Genomic DNA, 18104 nt, shown 5'->3' on the forward strand with positions numbered 1-18104 from the left:
GCCGACGGCTGCGCGACCGCGGGCTGCGCTGTCGAGGCTGGCGTGAGCGAAGGTTGGGCGGTCGGCGGCGGCACTGGCCGGGCGGCGGCCGCGGGAGGGGCAACCGGCTGGTTAGGCGCCGACCGCGCGGCGCCCACCGGAGGAGCGACCGGTTGGCCGGGGGGCACTGACCGGGCGGCGGTCGCGGGAGGAGCGACCGGCTGGGCGGGCGGCATCGACCGGGCGGCGGCCACGGGAGCAACTACCGGCTGGCCGGGCGCTGGGGGCACGGGTCGAGCGGTGCCCACGGGAGGGGCAATCGGCGGCACGGGCCGGGCCGCCGCAACTGCCGGGGTGGCCGCCTGCGTTGATGGCGGCGGCGACGTGGGCCGGGCAGCCATGGGCGGCGGCGACATCGGCCGGGCGGCCGCGGGCGGCGACATTGGGTGGGCGGCCGCGGGCGGCGACATTGGGTGGGCGGCCGCGGGCGGCGTCGGGTGGGCGGCGGGTGGCGGAGCGGCTGCGGCGGGCGGCGTGGCGGGGGCGCCCAGGCCGACCTGGGGCGCTAGCGGGCCGCCGGGCACGCCGTCGGGGGACGCGTCGGTTATCCGCGGGATGTACGCCGTCTGGGCGTCACCGTCGGGAGCGCGGTGCCGGCCCGAATTGTTACCCGCCGGTGGGGTGTCCGGATCCGTCATTACTCGGCAACCCGAGCGGATCGGAGGTCACTCGACCCGTCGTACGCCCGCACAGTCACGTTCCTCTCCACGGTTTCCGTGTAGCCGAGGCCGAAGTCGGCGACCGCATCCCGGAATTGCTGGACTCCCTCCGCGGATTCCAACGCGCGATGCATCGCTGTGGGTTCGCCAATCGCCGTGATCTTGAATGGTGGTGAGAAGACCTGGCCATGAAGTAGCAGCGTGTTGCCGACACAGCGTACCGCGCTGGTCGAGATGACGCGGACATCCATGATCGACATTACCTCGGCCCCACCTGCCCAGAGGGCGTTCACGACCGCCTGAACGTCACCCTGGTGGACGACGAGGTCGTCGTTCTCGGGCGCGTTGGGGCCCAGGTCGGCGCCGCGCCGGGGCGAGTCGTTGAGGACGACGGTGACGCCCGGCCCGCGCAGCGCGGTGAACCCGGCCGTGGCCCGCAGCGCGTCGGCCCGCTCCCGTGCGTCCTTGACCGGCTGGTCGACCTCGGCGAGCCGGGCCGTGTCCTGGTCGACCTCGGCGCGCAGCTTGGCCGCCGTCTTCTCCCGGGCGTCGAGGCGCACCTGCTTGTCGGTGATGAGCTGGGCGAGCTGGGGCCGCCGGTCGTCACGCAGCTGGGTGCCGTCGGCGGTGCGCGCCGACGTGGTGAACAGCAGGCCGGCGACGAGAGCGATGAGCGGCACGCCGACCGTCCAACGGGTGCGCGAGCCACCCGTTCGGGGTCGCAACCCCCTGAGCGCACGCCGCAGGACGAGCCGCCACGACGGCGCGCCGGTCGTGTACTCCAAGTCTCGCCATCCTTTCGGAGGGCACAGCCTCCCGAAATGACCCGCCGGGCATTTTCCTCGCCTGGCGGGTGCCTCTCTGCGCGCCGCCTTGACTACGCTAGCTGTCGAACAGTATTCGCCACGGGCAGCAATCGGGGCATCCCGAGCCGCTCAGCGGTGGGTTGTTCACCACTTGTTGCCCTTCAGGAGAGCACCGTGCCGAAGTCTCAGGTTCGCAAGAAGAAGGTCTACACCCCGCCGACGGACGTCCGTCCGGCGGTGGCGGCGGCGTCCAAGAAGCCGAGCCCGACCTGGCTGCCGATCACCGCGGTCACCCTCATCGTGGTGGGCATCGCCTGGCTCGTCGTCTACTACCTGTCCTCGCAGAAGTGGCCGGTCGAGTCATGGTCGTACTGGAACCTCGCGGTCGGTTTCGGCTGCATGGTTGCCTCGCTGGGCATTTTGTCCCGCTGGCGATAGGCCCGCGATGCCCGCTTAGTGCAGGTAATGTGACCTTCGTCTGTTTAAGCGCACCCCGCTAACGCAGTGGGGTGCGCTTTCGCGCCCCGGCTGTGCCCTTGATAGATCTCAACAATATGCACTGACAGTGCAAGTTGAGACCGCCTATTACTCATGGGTAACATAGGGCAGCCGATCGAGGAGGCAACGCAGATGGGGATCGCGCAGATAGTCGCCACCGTCCTGGCCGGCGCCGTCACGATCACGGCTGTCGTGCTGGCGGTGCGTGCGGTCCTGACCATCACGGCGGTGATCCGGCAGGGTCAGCCCGCCCCCGAGCGGTTCGTCGATCCTAAAAAGAGGACGACGACGATGCTGCGGGAGACGCTGGGTCACACCCGGATGCTCAAGTGGTCGGCGATCGGCGCGGCCCACTGGTTCGTGATGGTCTCCTTCATGATCCTGTTCCTGCTGGTGGTCGAGGCGTACTTCGAGGTCGTCGACCCCGAGGGCGGCCTGCCGATCGTCGGGCACTGGCTGCCGTACGGCCTGGTCACCGAGTGGATCGGCATCCTCGGCCTGGCCGGCATCCTCTACTTGATCTTCGTGCGCCAAAAGGCGATCAGAGCCCCGAAAAGCCGGTTCCTGGGCTCGACGATGTGGCAGGCCTACTTCGTCGAGGGCGTCATCCTCGGCGTACTCGTCTGCGGGTTCTTGATCCGGGGCTTCAAGGTCGCCAACGACACCTTCGAGTTCCCGGCCTGGGCGACCCCCCTGTCGCACGCGGTCGGCAACGTCCTGCCGGCAGCCGAGGATGGCCCGACCTGGGTTGCGCTGGTCAAGCTGCTGATCTCGATGGGCTGGCTGATCACCATCGGGCTGAACCCGACGATGGGCGTGGCCTGGCACCGCTTCCTGGCGTTCTTCAACATCTTCTTCAAGCGCAGCCCCGAGAAGCCGGCCGGTTCCGGCCTGGGCGCGCTGCGGCCGATGATGAGCGAGGGCAAGCCGCTCGACTTCGAGGAGGCCGACCCCGAGAAGGACCAGTTCGGCGTCGCCGCGGTGGAGCAGTTCACCTGGAAGGGTCTTCTGGACTTCTCCACGTGTACGGAGTGCGGACGGTGCCAGTCGCAGTGCCCGGCGTGGAACACCGCCAAGCCCCTCTCGCCGAAGCTGCTCGTTCTGTCACTGCGCGATCACGCGTACGCGAAAGCGCCTTATCTTCTGGCCGGCGGCGGCAAGGACCTCACCGGTGAGGAGAAGGCCACCCAGGACCAGCTCGCCAAGGTGGACGTGCTGGCGATGGCGGAGTCGGAGCGGCCGCTGATCGGGGGCGCCGACGAGAACGGGATCATCGACCCCGACGTGCTCTGGTCGTGCACCACTTGCGGCGCCTGCGTCGAGCAGTGCCCGGTCGACATCGAGCACGTCGACCACATCGTCGACATGCGCCGCTACCAGGTGCTGATCGAGTCGAGCTTCCCTTCCGAGGCCGGCGTGATGCTGCGCAACCTGGAGAACAAGGGCAACCCGTGGGGCGCCCCGCAGAACACTCGCGAGGACTGGACCAAGGGCCTGGACTTCGAGGTGCCGCGGGTCGGCGAGACCGAAGACTTCGAGTACCTGTTCTGGGTCGGTTGCGCGGGCGCCTTCGAGGACCGGGCGAAGAAGACCACCCAGGCGGTGGCCAAGCTGCTGCATGAGGCGGGCGTCGATTTCGCCATTCTGGGCGAGGGCGAGACGTGTACGGGTGACCCCGCGCGCCGGATCGGCAACGAGTTCGTCTTCCAGATGCTCGCCCAGCAGAACGTCGAGACCCTGCAAGAGGCCAAGGTCAAAAAGATCGTCGCGACCTGCCCGCACTGCTTCAACACCCTCGGCAACGAGTACGAGCAACTCGGCCTCAAGGTCGAGGTCGTGCACCACACCCAGCTGCTGGCCCACCTGGTCGCCACCGGCAAGCTCACCCCGGTGCAGAAGGTCGACGGCGACGTCACCTACCACGATCCCTGCTACCTGGGCCGGCACAACCGGGTCTTCGACGCTCCCCGCGAGGTCCTCGGTGAGGCGGCGAACATCGTGGAGATGCCGCGTAACCAGGAGCGATCCTTCTGCTGCGGCGCCGGCGGCGCCCGGATGTGGATGGAGGAGAAGATCGGCAAGCGCATCAACATCGAGCGCACCGAGGAAGCCCTCTCCACCGGCGCCAAGACCATCGCCGTCGGCTGCCCGTTCTGCTACACGATGATCGGCGACGGCGTCACCGCGAAGGCCCAGCAGGACAACGTCGAGGTCGTCGACGTGGCGACCGTCCTGCTGCGCTCGCTCAAGCAGGACGCCTAGGCCGACGATCCCGCGGTCGCCGCGGTGGTCGACGCGATGATCGCGACCATCACGGCGGCCTGGATCTCCTCGATCGTCTTGCGCACCGCGTCGGCGGCCCACGCGCCCTCGCCGATCTCCTTGAGCCGTGCCGTCACCCGCTTGCGGTCGACCCCGGTGAGGATCTTGCGGTCGAGCTCGGTGGCGGCGACCAGGGCGCAGAGCGCCGCTGTATGTGGCTCGACCTCGCCGGTGCCGAGCACCGCCGCGCGGATCCGCTCGCGGGCCTCGGCCTCGACGGCCGGGGGCACGCCGTTCGCTGACGGGTACTTCGTGCGGGGGAAGACCCAGAGCACCCGGTCCTTCTCGACGGTGAGCACGCCGTCGGCGACCAGCTTCTCGAGGATGCGAGGGCGGGCCTGCTTGGAGAGCTTCGTGACCCAGTGGCCGGGTTTGCGAGGCTTCTCCTCGGCGATCCGGGCGAGCGCCTCGTCGACGAGCGCGTCCCCGATCGGCCCGCGATCGACGACCACCACCCTTTTGTCCTCGATGTCCACCCGGCGGGCCAGCGCCAGCTCCAGCAGGATCGCGCCGCCCAGACCGTTGTCCAGGCGGGTGCCGTCCGTCAGCGGCGTGCCGTCCTCGTCGTAGGCCAGCAGCAGGAACTCCTCGGGAAGGCTCATCCTTCGACGGTAGCGGGTGGTGCGGCACACGTACTTCACGCGCCCGTGTTCACGCATGCGAATGGCCGGTCCGGCACAATGAGGACCGAGGTGAAACCGATCATGGACGGCGTGCTCCTGACCGCGGTGCTCCCATTGGCGGCGTTCGCGCTGCTCACGGCGGCGAACGCGTTCTTCGTGGCGGCCGAGTTCGGGCTCGTCACGGTCGACCGGGCCGAGATCGACACCCGCGCGGGCGAGGGAGATCGCCGGGCCCGCACCGTGCAGCACGTCCTGCACAACCTCTCGTTCCAGCTCTCCGGCACCCAGCTCGGCATCACGCTGGCCACGATCCTCACCGGTTACCTGGCCGAGCCGGCCCTCTCGAAGCTCTTCGACCCGTTGATCAAGCCGATCGCCGGGGACGCCACCGCGGGGATCACCCACGCGCTCGCGCTGATCGTCGCCACGCTGCTGTCGATGCTCTTCGGCGAGCTGGTGCCCAAGAACGCGGCGCTGGCCCGGCCGATGCCGATCGCGCTGGCGACCGCGGCGCCGCTGCGCACCTTCTCGCGGCTCTTCAAGTGGCTGATCGCGGCGCTCAACGGATCGGCGAACTGGCTGGTCCGCCGGATCGGCATCGAGCCGCAGGAGGAGCTGGCCAGTGCCCGCTCGCCCGAGGAGCTGGGCCTGCTCGCCGCGATCAGCGCCCGGGCCGGCGCGCTGCCCAACGAGACCGCGACGCTGCTGCGCCGCACGATCCGCTTCGGCGAGAAGCGCGCGGCCAAGGCCATGACCCCGCGGGTCGACGTGGTCGGGCTCAAGACCACCGCGAGCGTCGCCGACCTCATCGCGGTCTCCCGCGACACGGGGCACACCCGCTTCCCCGTCTACGAGAACACGATCGACGTGGTCATGGGGGTGGTCGGGGTGCCGGACGCGCTCGGGGTGCCACTCGAGCGCCGTGCCGCGACGCACGTCGCGACGATTGCCAAGGAGCCCGTGTACGTGCCGGAGAGCCTCGGCCTCGACCGGGTTCTCGCGGCCCTGCGCGCGGCGGACGCCGACCTGGCGATCGTGGTCGACGAGTACGGCGGCACCGACGGCGTCGTCACTGTCGAGGACCTGATCGAGGAGCTGGTCGGCGAGATCACCGACGAGTACGACACCGACGTCGAGGAGGCCGGCGCGCAGGAGCTGACCGCGCCGAGCGGCGGCAAGACGTTCCTGGTGGACGGGCTGCTGCGTGAGGACGAGCTGATGGAGCAGACCGGGTTCACGCTGCCCGAGGGGCCGTACGAGACGCTGGCCGGCTTCCTGCTCGCCCGGCTGGGCCACATCCCGGTGGTGGGCGAGTCGCTCGAGGAGCGCGGCTGGGAGTTCACCGTGATGGAGGTCGACCGGCACCGCATCGAGCAGGTGCGGGTCGTCGCGCCTACGCCGGAGTCCGTCGATGACTAAAATCCTGGTCACCATCCTGCTGTTGATCGGCAACGGCGTGTTCGTCGGCGGCGAGTTCGCGCTGATCGCCTCCCGCCGCACCGCCCTCGAGCCGCTCGCCGCCACCTCCCGGCCCGCCCGCTGGGCGCTGTCGGCGATGAACCAGATCCCGCTGATGATCGCCGGAGCTCAGCTCGGCATCACGGTCTGCTCGCTCGGCCTGGGCGCGATCGCCGAGCCCGCCCTCGCCCACGTGCTGGAGGGCCCGTTCGGCGCGCTCGGCCTCCCCGAGGACATGCTGCACCCGGTCTCGTTCGTGCTGGCCCTGATCGTGGTCGTCTACCTGCACACAGTCATCGGCGAGATGGTCCCCAAGAACATCACGCTGGCCGGTCCCGAGCGCGCGGCGCTGATCCTCGGCCCGTTCATGCTGGCGTTCTGCACCGCGACCAAGCCGCTGCTCAACGCGATGCGCTGGGCCTCGCGCACGGTGCTCAAGCTGTGGAAGGTCGAGGCCACCGACGCGGTCAAGACCGTCTTCACCGCCGAGGAGCTGGCCGGCATGGTCACCCAGGCGCGCAGCGAGGGCCTGCTCGGCACGGAGCAGTACGCCCGGATCCACGCCGCCCTCGGGCTCAACGACCGCACCGCCGCCGACACGCTGCGCCCCTGGTCGGGCGTGACCACGGTCGCCGAGGACGTGTCACCGGCGACCATCGAGGCGATCTCGACCCGCACGGGCCGCTCGCGCTTTCCCGTGGTGCAGCGGGAAACCCGCCGGGTGCTGGGCTTCGTGCACGTCAAAGACATCCTCGGGTACGCGGCGGGGCAGCGCCGCCTCCCGATCCCGTCCGACATCATCCGCCCGCTCGCGGTGGTGCCCCCGGAGCGGACGCTCGCCGACCTGCTGCTCGCCATGCGCCGCGACCGCCTGCACATCGTGCTGGTCAGCGACGGCCGGCGCCCACTCGGCGTGATCACGCTGGACGACGTGATCCACGCCGTGGTCGGCGAGCCGGGCCACGCCCTGGCCTAGGAGGCAGTTGCCGCGCCCTTCGCCTCCTGGATGCGGGCGTAGACGTGTGACCGCAGCTCGACGAATCGCGCGTCCGAGCGGGTCTTGAGCTGGTCGCGCTCGTCGGGGAGGTCGATGTCGAGGTTTTCCAGCACGTGCGTCGGCGACGACGAGAGCACGACAACCCGCTCGCCCAAATAGACGGCCTCGTCGATGTCGTGGGTGACGAACAGCATCGTCATCCCGAACTGCTTCCACACCGATCGGACCAGGTCTTCCAGGTCGGCCCGGGTCTGCGCGTCGACCGCCGCGAACGGCTCGTCCATGAGCATGACCTTGGGCTGGAAGGCGATCGCGCGGGCGATCGCGACGCGCTGCTGCATGCCGCCGGAGAGCTGCCACGGGTACGCCTTGCCGGCGTCGCCGAGGCTGACCGCCTTGAGCGACTCGGCGACGAGCTTGCGCCGTTCGGCCTTGGCGATGCCTTTGGACTTGAGCGGAAGCTCGATGTTCTCGGCGACGCGTAGCCACGGGAACAGGCTGCGGCCGTACTCCTGGAAGACGATCGCGAGGCCGTCGGGCGGGCCGGTCACCGCCTGGCCGCTCACCTTCACCTCGCCGGAGGTGGGGGTGAGCAGCCCGCCGAGGCAGCGCAGCAGCGTGGTCTTGCCGCAGCCGGACGGGCCGACGACGCAGGCGAACTGGCCGTCGTCCACGGTCAGCGTGATGTCGCCGATCGCCTCGACGACGCGGCCCTGACCGCCGTACGTCTTGCGCAGGGACTGGATCTCCAGCATTGCCGTTCTCCCTAATGTCCGCTGCGCTCGGCGGCGCGCGCTCCGTGGTACCAGTTCAAGACTCGCCGCTCGACCAGGGTGAAGGCCAGCGACAGCAGCACGCCTAGCAGTCCGAGCACGAACACGCCGCTCCACATCTCGGGGATCTGGAAGCCGCGCTGGAACTCGACGACCGTGTACCCGAGGCCGTTGGTGGCGCCGAGCAGCTCGCCGATGACCATCATGATGATGCAGATCGACAGCGCCTGGCGGGCGCCGACGACGATCTGCGGGCTCGCCGCGCGCAGGATGAAGGTGCGCATCCGCAGCCAGCCGCGGATCTTGTAGCTGCGGCAGGTGTCGGCGAGGACCTCGTCGACGCCGCGCACACCCTCCACAGTGTTCAGCAGGACCGGCCAGATGCCGCCGACCACGATGACGAGCACCTTGGTCGGGTTGCCGATGCCGGCGATGAGAATCAGGATCGGCACCAGCACCGGCGGCGGGATCGCCCGGAGGAACTCGAGGATCGGCTCGACGAGCGAGCGCAGCCGGCGGTTGGCGCCGATCAGCACGCCGAGCGCGATGCCGAGGAACAGGGCCAGGCCGTACCCGATGAACAGCCGGATGATGCTCGGCAGCACGTCCTCGCGGAACCGCTCCGCGGTCCACGTGTCCGGGAAGACCTTGATGATCGTTTCCAGCGGCGGCTGGTAGAAGCTTTTGCTGCCGGCGCTGGCGAACCACCAGGTGACCAGCAGGATCACCGGGAGGCCGAGGAGCAGGCCGGCCCGGCCGAGAAGGCGGGTCACAGGGGGAGCTCCCTTCGGACCGACGGGTGCCAGGCGAGCACCCAGCGCTCGGCGCGGCGGGTGGCGAGGTTGGCGGCCAGGCCGATGAGACCGGCGACGACGATCAACGCGTACATCGACGGCACCGCGATGCTGCTCTGCGCGACGTTGATCTCCTCGCCGATGCCCTTGGTGCCGCCGATCAGCAGCTCGCCGGTGATGGTGAGGACCAGGGCCACCGACGCGGCGAGGCGGATGCCCGTCATCGCGTACGGCAATGTGGTCGGCCAGACCAGATAGCGCGCCTGACGCCAGCGGCCGAGCCGGTAGGACGCCGCGGTCTCGCGGGCGACCGGATCGACGTCGGCCACACCGTGCAGCACCTGGATCAGCACCTGCCAGAACGACGCGTAGACGACCAACAGCAGGATCGACCGGATCGGGGCGCTGAACAGCACGATCGCCAGCGGCAGCAGCGCCACCGAGGGGATCGGCCGGAGGAACTCGATGGTCGACGCGGTGGCGAGCCGCAGCGCCGGGATGGAGCCGATGACGATGCCGAGCACGATGCCGGCCACGACCGCGATCGCGAGGCCGAGCAGCCAGGTCGCCACGGTGCCGAAGACCGCCTGCCAGAAGCCGGCGCGGCCGAACTCATCGGCCAGCGCGCTCACGATCCTGCTGGCCGGCGGGAAGTACTCGGCGGGGAGCACGCCCACCCGCGGCAGGATCTCCAGAAGCGCGCCGAAGGCGACGAGCCCCACGAGCCCGAGCAGGGCCGGAGAGTCTCCGACCCTGCGCAGGGTTCCGTGCGAAGTCGTCACTGCAGGAGCTTCGAGGTGTCGACCGGGGCCGTGAGCAGGCCGTCCTTGACCATCAGGCTGTTCATGAGGTCCAACGAGGCCGTGTCGACCTCGGCCTTGTACTGCGGCAGGGTCATGGCTGCCACGGCGTCCGCCTTGATCGTCGTGTAGGTGGTGACGATCTGCCGCACCTCGTCGGGGTGGGCGTCGGCGTAGGCCAGCGACTCCTTCAGGGCCGCGGTGAAGCGCTTGGCCAGGTCGGGCTTCTCGCCGAGCAGCTGAGCCGAGGTGAAGTAGTCCGCGATCATGAGGTTCGGGCTGACGGTGGCGAACGAGCCGAGCTGCTTCCAGCCCTTCGGCTTCACCGACGACACGAACGGCTCGACCAGGAAGATCGCCTGGACCCGGCCGCCCTCGAGCGCGGCCGCCTGGTCGGGGAACGCGACCTCGACGTACTTGACCTTCGTCGGGTCGCCGCCGTCCTTGCGGACGATCTCGTTCACCGAGGTGGCCACGATGTTCTTCAGCGTGTTGGCGGCGACCGTCTTGCCCTCGAGGTCCTTGGGGCGGGTGATGGCCGGGTCCTTGACGAGCAGGCCGCTGAAGTCCTTGGCGGCGTCGGCCGTGGCGTTGTTGCCGTTGGCCACGACCTTGACCGGCACGTTCTTGGACGCGCCGAGGAGCAGCGACGTCACGTTGCTGAAGCCGAACTGGTACTGCCCGCTGACCACGGCCGGCACGATCGCGGCGCCGCCCTGGGCCTGCTCGAGCGTCAGGTCGATGTTCTGCTTCTGGAAGAAGCCCTTGGCTTTGCCCAGGTAGATGGGCGCCACGTCGACGATCGGGATGACGCCGACCTTCACCTTGTCGGGCGAGCCCGCCGCGGAGTTGTTGTCCGAAGTGTCGTCCGAGCCACCGCAGGCGGCCGTGGTGGCCGCCAGCGCAGTGACGGTCAGCAATGCGATGAGCCGTGTTCTCAGCATGGTTTCTCAGCAACCTCTACGTCATCGAAGCCGGACCGGATATTTCCACTGGTTGGAATTGATCGGTACTTAGCGCGACGACGAGGGATCTACCATTCGCGTAGACCAATATCCGCGACCGTTGCGCGTGCCACTGAGGGCGCGGGTGTGTCCCGTGCCACTGCTGGAACGCTAGAGCCTCGGTTACAGGATTGTCAACGATTTTGCCGAGCCGTAGCGGAGCTGATGCGAAACGGCAGATGGCGCGCCCGTACGGCCCCGATACGATTGTTAACAATCATGACGACATCGCTTCGAGGTGGACTTTGGGTAGCGGCTCAGGGTTCGGCGCCGTCGGCCAGGTCGGCCAGCCAGTCCCGGCTCGCGCGGGTGACCCGGGCCGGGACGCCGAGGTCGCCGAGCAGGCGCTCGGCCGCCTCCATCTCGTGGATCCGGCGTACGGCGTGCGTCTTCGAGCCGGTGAGCAGGCGCTGGAGCGTGGCGGAGTCCGCCCGGATCAGCTCCTCGGCGATGTTGCCGCGCAGCCACTCGGAAAGGCCGGCGGCCCGGGCCGCCGCGGTCGCCTCCAGCACGGCGGCCGCGAGTCCCTTGTAGAACACGCTGCGCAGCAGCTTGTGCGTGGCGGCGGCGCCGACCGGTCCGTCGAGCACATCGACCGCGGCGCCGAGCGGGCGCATGACCGCCGCATATTCGCTTGCCGCCGGGCCGCTCGCGGTCATCGGGGTGAGCAGGCCGTGCCCGGGGACCGGGGACATCAGGGCCACGTCCACCACGCGTACGCGATCGGCGGCTGTCTCCTGCAAGGCGAGCTTCTCGGCGGGAGAGGCGGTGTTGAGGTCGGCCCAGAGCGTGCCGGGCGCACAGCCGGGCAACCCCTCAGCCAGGGCCTGAGGGGCGTCGGCGGCGCTGTTGAGACTCAATACCAGTGCAGCGCCCTCGCACGCCTCGGCGTCACTGCCGCACTGCTGCACACCCGGCGGCGGCGCGACCTTCGGGTCGTATCCCCGCACCTGGGCGCCCGCTTCCGCCAGGCCGGCCGAGATGAGGCCGCCGGCCTCGCCCAGCCCCAGAACAGCGATGATCATCGCAACTCCGTCGCGTCGATGTCGCGAAGCGCCTCGATCACGCTGGCGATGTGCTCGCGCATCGCGGACTCCGCGGACTTGGGATCCCGATCCCGGATCGCCTCGATGATCCGCTCGTGCTGCGGCAGCGAGATCGCCGGGCGCCCGGGGTGGAGCGAGATCATGAACTGGTGGCGGACGAGCTGGCCGCGCAGCGTCTCGATGATGGTCTCCGCGGTCTGATGCCCGGCGATGTCGCGGATCAGCCCGTGCAGCCGCTGGTTGAGGTCGCCGTAGCGGCGGAACTCGCCGGCGTTGACCGCCCGCCGCATCAGCAGGCCGATCTCGTCGAGCTCGCTGGCCTGCGCGTCGGTCACCCGGGCCGCGGCGCGCGCCGCGACCAGGCCCTCCAGCACCATCCGCACCTCGGTGATCTCGACGGCCTCGTCGAGGGTCACCTTGCGGACGTGCGCGCCCTTGTTGCGCTCGACCTTGACCAGGCCGTCCGCCGCGAGATCCTGCAGGGCGGCGCGCACGTTGAAGCGGCTGACGCCCAGGCGCTCGCAGAGCTGCGCCTCCACGAGCCGCTCGCCCGGCAGGTACTCCCCGTTGAGGATCGCGTCACGGAGGGCGTCCCGGGCGTCGCGGGCTTTCTGATCGTCGGCAGGCAAGGTCCGGGCTCTCCTCAGGCTTTGATCAGCTGTTCCAGTCGCGGGTAGACGCGCCGGGCGTTGCTCTCGAAGACCTTCTCGCGGTCGCCGGTCGCAAGATCCAACGCTTCGACGTACCGGCGGGTGTCGTCGAAGTAGTTGCCGGTCCGGGGATCGATGCCGCGCACGGCGCCGACCATCTCGGAGCCGAACAGCAGGTTGTCGATGTCGATGACCTCGAAGAGCAGGTCGATGCCGGGCTGGTGGTAGACGCAGGTGTCGAAGAAGACGTTGCGCATCACGGCCTCCTCCACCGGCGGCCGCTCGAGCATGTCGGCCAGGCCGCGGAAACGACCCCAGTGGTACGGCACCGCGCCGCCGCCGTGCGGGATGACGATCCGCAGCTCGGGGAAGTCCTTGAACAGGTCGGCCTGCAGGAACTGCATGAACGCGGTGGTGTCGGCGTTCAAGTAGGCCGAGCCGGTGGCGTGGAAGTTCGGGTTGGTCACCGCCGAGACGTGCACCATGGCCGGCACGTCCAGCTCGACCATGGCCTCGTAGAACGGGTACCAGCCGCGGTCGGTCAGCGGCGCCGAGGTCCAGTGGCCGCCGCTCGGGTCGGGGTTCAGGTTGCAGCCGACGAAGCCCAGCTCCTCGGCGCAGCGGCGCAGCTCGGCAATCGAGTTGGCGATCGGCACGCCCGGCGACTGCGGCAGCTGGCAGACCCCGGCGAAGCTCTCCGGGTACAGCTGGGTGACCCGGTAGATCAGGTCGTTGCAGGCCTCGGCCCACTGCCGGCTCACGGTCTCGTCGCCCTCGTGGTGGGCCATCGCCGAGGCGCGCGGGGAGAAGATCGTCAGGTCGACGCCGCGCTCGCGCATCAGCCGCAGCTGGCTGCCCTCGATCGACTCCCGGATCTCGTCGTCCGAAATCTCCGGGTACACCGGGGTCGCGTCGCCGGCCTCCCACGCCGCGAGCTGCGCCTTGCGCCAGTTCGTGTGCGCGGCGGGCACCGTCGTGTAGTGCCCGTGGCAGTCGATGATCACTTGGTTTCTCCCCCCGACGCGACCGGCGGCGTGCCGTGCGTGTGGAACGACTCGATGGTTTTCAGGCCCCACGCCTGGCCCTTTGCCCGCTCGGCCTCGGTCCAGTCCACCGGCTGCCAGTCGGGGGCGATCACCAGACGGGCCCCGGCGTTGCACAACTCGATGCGGTTTCCGCCGGGCTCGTACACGTACAGGAAGAAGGTTTGTTGAATGGCATGCTTGTGGGGACCGGTCTCGATGAAGACGCCCTGCTCCAACGCGATGTCGGCGGCCTTGAGGATGTCCTCGCGGGTGTCGGTCGCGAACGCGATGTGGTGCAGGCGGCCGGTCGTGCCGGTGCGGTCGCGGGTGTAGACGGCGTCGTAGCCCTTGTTGGTGAAGGTCGTCCAGCTGCCCGCGATGCTGCCGTCGTCGAGCACGATCTGCTCGGTGACCAGCGCGCCCAGGGTGTCGCGCAGGAAGTCCCGGTTGGCGACCACGTCGACGCCCAGGTAGTTGATGTGGTCGAGGCGGCGCACGCTGACGCCCCGGGCCGGGTACGCCTGCGCCTGGTTCTTCAAAGCCGGCCGCAGGTCGTCGCTCGGCCGGAACCAAGCGCTCTCGTAGTAGAGGCCGAACTCGTGCCCGTCGGGGTCGGTGAAGATGTAGGTCGGGCCGTAACCGGGATCGCCGTCCTGCCAGCCGATGCCGCGGCCGGTCGCCTCGATCTCCTCCTGCAATTTCTGGAGTGCCTCGGGGCTCGCGGCTCGGAGGAACGTGCGCCCGACGCCGCTCGTCTCGTGGGGGGTGAGCTTGATCGTGATGTTCTCGTAGTCGTCCCAGGCGCGGAGGAAGATCGAGCCGTTCTCCTCGCCGTTCGGGGTCAGCCCCAGGTAGTTGGTGAAGAACGCGACGCTCTCCTCGAGGACCGGCGTGCGGAGCTCGATGTGCGCGAGATGCGCGATCTGGTGCATTTATTCTCCCCGGGGATAGACGATGCCGTCGAAGAGCTTGCGGGCGGTGCGGACCACACCCGAGCGGAGGACCTTCTCGCCGTCGACCAGCACGTCGACCAGCAGGTGTCCGGTCGGGTGCTCGACGTCGACCTGGGAACTGTCGGCCGGCCAGTCCGCGGTGAGCTCGTTGCCGATCGCACCGGGCAGCAGCATGCCGGTGACCACGCTGATCGCGGCCAGCACGCCGATCGAGGTGTGCGGCTGCACCGGGATGAACGAGCGGGTGCTGAGCCGGCCGCCGTCGCGGGGCGGGGCGAGCAGCACGGTCTTGGGGACCGAGCCGGGATCGTCGCCGAGGCCCATGAGCTGGGCGGCCTTGCGCCGGAACGCGTCGATCCGGCCGAGCAGCGGCTGGTCGGCGGCGAGCAGCGCGTGCGACTCGTACCCGGTCAGGCCGAACTCCCCGGCCATCGCCAGCACCACCGGCATGCCGTTGTCGACGCAGGTCACCGAGATGCCGTCGATCTCGTCGCGGACGTTGCCGGTGGGCAGCAGGCTGCCGGTGGCCGAGCCCTCGGTGTCGGCGAACGCCAGCACAATGCCGGCCGCGCTCCCCGGGACACCGGAGATGACGACGTCGCCGCGGTACTCGACCTTGCCGCCGGGGGTGGCGAAGGTGGCGACCGCGATGCTGTCCGAGTTGACCATGCGGATGCGGACGCTGGTCTCTTTCTCATCGGCGGCCACGAGGCCCCGCTCGACGGCGAAGGGTCCCACGCCGGCCAGGATGTTGCCGCAGTTCTGCTGGGTGCTCACGGTGGGCTCGTCGACGCCGAGCTGCAGGAACAGGTAGTCGATGTCGGCCGACGGGTGCCCGGAACGGCTGATCACGGCAACCTTGCTGGTCAGCGACGTGGCGCCGCCGAGGCCGTCGATCTGGCGCGGGTCGGGCGTGCCCATCAGGCGCAGCAACAGGTCGTCGCGCTCGGCCGGGTCGGCGGGCAGGTCGGCGGGCTCGAAATAGAGACCGCGCGAGGTGCCGCCGCGCAGCATCATGCAGCGGACGCCGGTGCTGTCGTAATCAGTCACCTTTGACGTACTCCTCGTAGGAGACGTACTCGATGCCCAGCCCGGGGAGCTTCTCGCGCAGGCCGTACCGGTCGAGGCCGAGCTCGCCCTCGGCGAAGGCCGCCCGGGCCGCGGCCTCCTTGTCGAGGCGCGCCTTGGCCGCCTTCAGGGCCCGGGGCACGTCGAGCCGGGGCACGAGCGTGACGCCGTCGTCGTCGCCGAGGATCACGTCGCCGGGGTGGATCGTCTGGCCGCCGAGCACGATCGGCACGTTGACGGCGCCGGCGGTCGCCTTGACCGAACCCTGGGCGCTGATCGCCCGCGACCAGACGGGAAACTGCATTTCACGAAGATCAGAGACATCTCGTACGCCGCTGGCCAGCACCGCGCCGCGTACGCCGCGCCTGCGGAGGGCGGTGGCGAACAGCTCGCCGAACAGGCCGTCGGTGGACGGCGAGTTCGTCGCGACGACCAGGACGTCGCCGGGGCGGCACTGCTCGACCGCCACGTGGATCATCAGGTTGTCGCCGGGCCAGCAGAGCACGGTAACCGCGGTGCCGCCCATCCGCGCGCCGGGCCAGGCCGGGCGGAACTCGGGGCCGAGATAGCCGACCCGGCCGAGAGCCTCGTGCACGGTGGCCACGCCGTAGCCGCCCAGGGTGTCGGCGTCGTCGATGTCCGCCCGCGGCGGATCCGTTACCACGACGGTCCTCATACCCAAGCCTCCGAAATCCCGGCGGGACTTGGTGGCGCGTCGCGCTCGCCCCGCTGCGCCGCTGTTACGGGTTAGAGCCTAGGGGGCCCGCGCAGATTGTCAACAATCGCGCCGACAGGATTCTGCGCCCGTCGGCTTCTCGCAGTGGCCGCTTCGCCGATTGTTGACAATATTGGCCGCCATCTTGTTTCCCAGATGTGTCGAGGTCTAGCGTGTGGCCCAATCCAGCTCGGCCTCCGGCAAAGGAGATCGCACATGCTGAGAGTCGTGGCGGTTGTGGCCGCCCTCCTCCTCTTACCCACTCCGGCCAACGCTTCCTCCTCGCACGAGCCGCGTGTCGTCGAACCGGTGATGAACTGCGCGGACGTGACCGGGATCCACCTGCCCGGCGTCACGATCAAGTCGGCCACCGTGACCAGCGCGGGGGCGCCGGCGCCGTACTGCGCCGTCACCGGGACCATCGCGCCGAACAACACCATCGTCATGCGCCTGCCCACCCAGGGGTGGACGAAGCGCTACCTGCAGACCGGGTGCGGTGGGCTCTGCGGCAGCTCGACCATCAACTACACGCAGGCCGCGACCTGCCAGCCGATCGTCGACGGGACGATCGCCAGCGCCACCACCGACATGGGCCACCAGGGCCAGAACGACGGGTCGTGGGCGGCCGGGAACCCGCAGGCGCAGATCGACTTCGCGTACCGCGGGGTGCACGTGACCTCGGTGGTCGCCAAGGAGATCATCAAGCGGTTCTACGGGCGGTCGCCGGCGTACAGCTACTTCGACGGGTGCTCCGACGGCGGGCGCGAGGCCGTGATGGAGGCGCAGCGGTACCCCGACGACTTCGACGGGATCGCGGCCGGGGCGCCGGCCAGCAACATCGTCGTGCAGAACACCTTCCACCACGCGTGGAACGTGCTGGCCAACAAGGACGCGGCGGGCAACTACATCCTGCTCGCGGACAAGCTGCCGGTGATCCACAACGCGGTGCTGGCGGCCTGTGACGGGCTCGACGGAGTCGTGGACGGGGTTCTCGACGATCCGCGAAATTGCCACTTCGACCCGTACGCGATGGTCTGCTCTTCCTCGGCGTCTTGTCTCACCCGAGCGCAAGCTACCGTCGTGCGCAAGCTGCACGACGGCGCCACGGACGCCTTCGGCAACCGGCTCGAGCAGCCGATCTCGCACGAGTGGGGGTCGGAGCTGGACTGGACGTTGTTCGTGCCGTCGGCGCAGGGGCAGACGACGTTCAGCGAGAACATCGCGTTGTCGTTCCTGCGGTACCTCGCTTACTTCAACGTGGCCTCGCCTTCCTATGCCTTGACGGATTTGAAGTTCACGAAGGCGTCGTTCTGGAAGACGGTGCAGACGTCGCTGTACCTGTCGGCGACCGACCCGGATCTCACCCGGTTCCGGCGCGGCGGTGGCAAGCTGATCCTCTGGCACGGGTGGTCCGACCAGCACATCTCGCCGCAGGCGACGCTGAACTACTACGACGCCATGCGTTCCACCATGGGCGGCCGCGCGGTGGACAGCTTTGCGCGGCTGTATCTCTTCCCCGGGATGGCGCATTGCGGCGGCGGGGTCGGTCCCAGCACGTTCGACGTGCTCACGCCGGTGATGAACTGGGTCGAGCACGGCGTGGCGCCGTACAAGATCATCGCGTCCAAGGTGGACGCCGGGGTCGTGACGCGCACCCGGCCGGTCTATCCGTATCCGGCGGTGGCTCGCTACGACGGGTCGGGGAGCACCGACGACGCGGCCAATTTCGTCGCCTACACGCCGCGGACCTCGTCGTCCGTCGGGTATCGGTGGCTCGGGGCGCCGTTGTACACGCACGGCTATCAAGGTGAATGCCGGGTTGTGAACGGGAAGCTCGTCTGCAGTCCCGACCGGTTGATCTTCTGACTCTCGTG

General features: G+C 69.4%; 17 protein-coding genes. 5 read left to right on the forward strand and 12 right to left on the reverse strand.

What is annotated here, in order from left to right:
* Positions 1-676: 676 nt before the first annotated feature.
* Positions 677-1483, reverse strand: coding sequence for a DUF881 domain-containing protein (locus ACQPZX_RS00290; RefSeq protein WP_433372680.1), 807 nt, complete (start codon positions 1481-1483; stop codon positions 677-679).
* Positions 1484-1678: 195 nt separating this feature from the next.
* Between ACQPZX_RS00290 and ACQPZX_RS00295 the strand changes: the two genes are divergently transcribed.
* Both ACQPZX_RS00295 and ACQPZX_RS00300 read left to right on the forward strand, forming a co-directional pair.
* The gene (locus tag ACQPZX_RS00295) at positions 1679-1942 is read left to right on the forward strand and encodes a cell division protein CrgA (RefSeq protein ID WP_378975669.1); all 264 of its coding nucleotides are present in this window, start codon (positions 1679-1681) and stop codon (positions 1940-1942) included.
* A gap of 192 nt (positions 1943-2134) precedes the next feature.
* On the forward strand, positions 2135-4264 hold the full coding sequence (locus ACQPZX_RS00300) for a (Fe-S)-binding protein (RefSeq protein WP_433386045.1): 2130 nt from the start codon (positions 2135-2137) through the stop codon (positions 4262-4264).
* On the opposite strand, the gene ACQPZX_RS00305 is transcribed toward ACQPZX_RS00300, so the two are convergent.
* Complete coding sequence (locus ACQPZX_RS00305; protein ID WP_433372683.1) at positions 4261-4926, reverse strand: GOLPH3/VPS74 family protein; 666 nt, start codon at positions 4924-4926, stop codon at positions 4261-4263. The genes ACQPZX_RS00300 and ACQPZX_RS00305 overlap by 4 nt on opposite strands.
* Before the next feature lie 102 nt (positions 4927-5028).
* On the opposite strand from ACQPZX_RS00305, the gene ACQPZX_RS00310 reads away from it, so the two are divergent.
* Both ACQPZX_RS00310 and ACQPZX_RS00315 read left to right on the forward strand, forming a co-directional pair.
* Positions 5029-6366 (forward strand): hemolysin family protein, encoded by a 1338-nt coding sequence (locus tag ACQPZX_RS00310; RefSeq protein WP_433386048.1) that lies wholly within the window; start codon positions 5029-5031, stop codon positions 6364-6366.
* Positions 6359-7381 carry a hemolysin family protein gene (locus ACQPZX_RS00315; protein WP_433372686.1) on the forward strand — a complete coding sequence of 341 codons (1023 nt, stop codon included), beginning with the start codon at positions 6359-6361 and terminating at the stop codon, positions 7379-7381. Before ACQPZX_RS00310 ends, ACQPZX_RS00315 begins: the two co-directional genes overlap by 8 nt.
* Here the strand turns inward: ACQPZX_RS00315 and ACQPZX_RS00320 are convergent.
* From ACQPZX_RS00320 to ACQPZX_RS00365, 10 genes are all read right to left on the reverse strand, one after another.
* Positions 7378-8157 (reverse strand): ABC transporter ATP-binding protein, encoded by a 780-nt coding sequence (locus ACQPZX_RS00320; protein WP_433372689.1) that lies wholly within the window; start codon positions 8155-8157, stop codon positions 7378-7380. The genes ACQPZX_RS00315 and ACQPZX_RS00320 overlap by 4 nt on opposite strands.
* Positions 8158-8168: 11 nt before the next feature.
* Positions 8169-8948 carry an ABC transporter permease gene (locus tag ACQPZX_RS00325; RefSeq protein WP_433372692.1) on the reverse strand — a complete coding sequence of 260 codons (780 nt, stop codon included), beginning with the start codon at positions 8946-8948 and terminating at the stop codon, positions 8169-8171.
* Positions 8945-9751 (reverse strand): ABC transporter permease, encoded by an 807-nt coding sequence (locus ACQPZX_RS00330; RefSeq protein ID WP_433372695.1) that lies wholly within the window; start codon positions 9749-9751, stop codon positions 8945-8947. Before ACQPZX_RS00330 ends, ACQPZX_RS00325 begins: the two co-directional genes overlap by 4 nt.
* Entirely contained in the window at positions 9748-10713 is a 966-nt protein-coding gene (locus tag ACQPZX_RS00335) for an ABC transporter substrate-binding protein (RefSeq protein WP_433372698.1), read from the reverse strand. Before ACQPZX_RS00335 ends, ACQPZX_RS00330 begins: the two co-directional genes overlap by 4 nt.
* 317 nt (positions 10714-11030) lie before the next feature.
* Positions 11031-11798 carry a DUF1932 domain-containing protein gene (locus tag ACQPZX_RS00340; protein WP_433372701.1) on the reverse strand — a complete coding sequence of 256 codons (768 nt, stop codon included), beginning with the start codon at positions 11796-11798 and terminating at the stop codon, positions 11031-11033.
* A complete protein-coding gene (locus ACQPZX_RS00345; RefSeq protein ID WP_433372704.1) occupies positions 11795-12448 on the reverse strand; it encodes a GntR family transcriptional regulator in 654 nt (217 codons plus the stop codon). Before ACQPZX_RS00345 ends, ACQPZX_RS00340 begins: the two co-directional genes overlap by 4 nt.
* A 14-nt stretch (positions 12449-12462) precedes the next feature.
* Complete coding sequence (locus ACQPZX_RS00350; protein ID WP_433372707.1) at positions 12463-13473, reverse strand: amidohydrolase family protein; 1011 nt, start codon at positions 13471-13473, stop codon at positions 12463-12465.
* Entirely contained in the window at positions 13470-14426 is a 957-nt protein-coding gene (locus ACQPZX_RS00355; RefSeq protein ID WP_433372710.1) for a VOC family protein, read from the reverse strand. The genes ACQPZX_RS00350 and ACQPZX_RS00355 overlap by 4 nt, the downstream gene beginning before the upstream one ends.
* Complete coding sequence (locus ACQPZX_RS00360; RefSeq protein ID WP_433372712.1) at positions 14427-15497, reverse strand: 4-oxalomesaconate tautomerase; 1071 nt, start codon at positions 15495-15497, stop codon at positions 14427-14429.
* Entirely contained in the window at positions 15490-16191 is a 702-nt protein-coding gene (locus ACQPZX_RS00365; protein WP_433372715.1) for a 4-carboxy-4-hydroxy-2-oxoadipate aldolase/oxaloacetate decarboxylase, read from the reverse strand. Before ACQPZX_RS00365 ends, ACQPZX_RS00360 begins: the two co-directional genes overlap by 8 nt.
* 255 nt (positions 16192-16446) lie before the next feature.
* Here ACQPZX_RS00365 and ACQPZX_RS00370 point away from each other — a divergent pair, with 255 nt between their 5' ends.
* Positions 16447-18096 (forward strand): tannase/feruloyl esterase family alpha/beta hydrolase, encoded by a 1650-nt coding sequence (locus tag ACQPZX_RS00370; RefSeq protein ID WP_433372718.1) that lies wholly within the window; start codon positions 16447-16449, stop codon positions 18094-18096.
* The last annotated feature ends 8 nt before the right edge of the window (positions 18097-18104 follow it).

Origin of the sequence: Actinoplanes sp. CA-142083, assembly GCF_050942195.1 — a bacterium.
Taxonomy (GTDB): Bacteria; Actinomycetota; Actinomycetes; order Mycobacteriales; family Micromonosporaceae; genus Actinoplanes.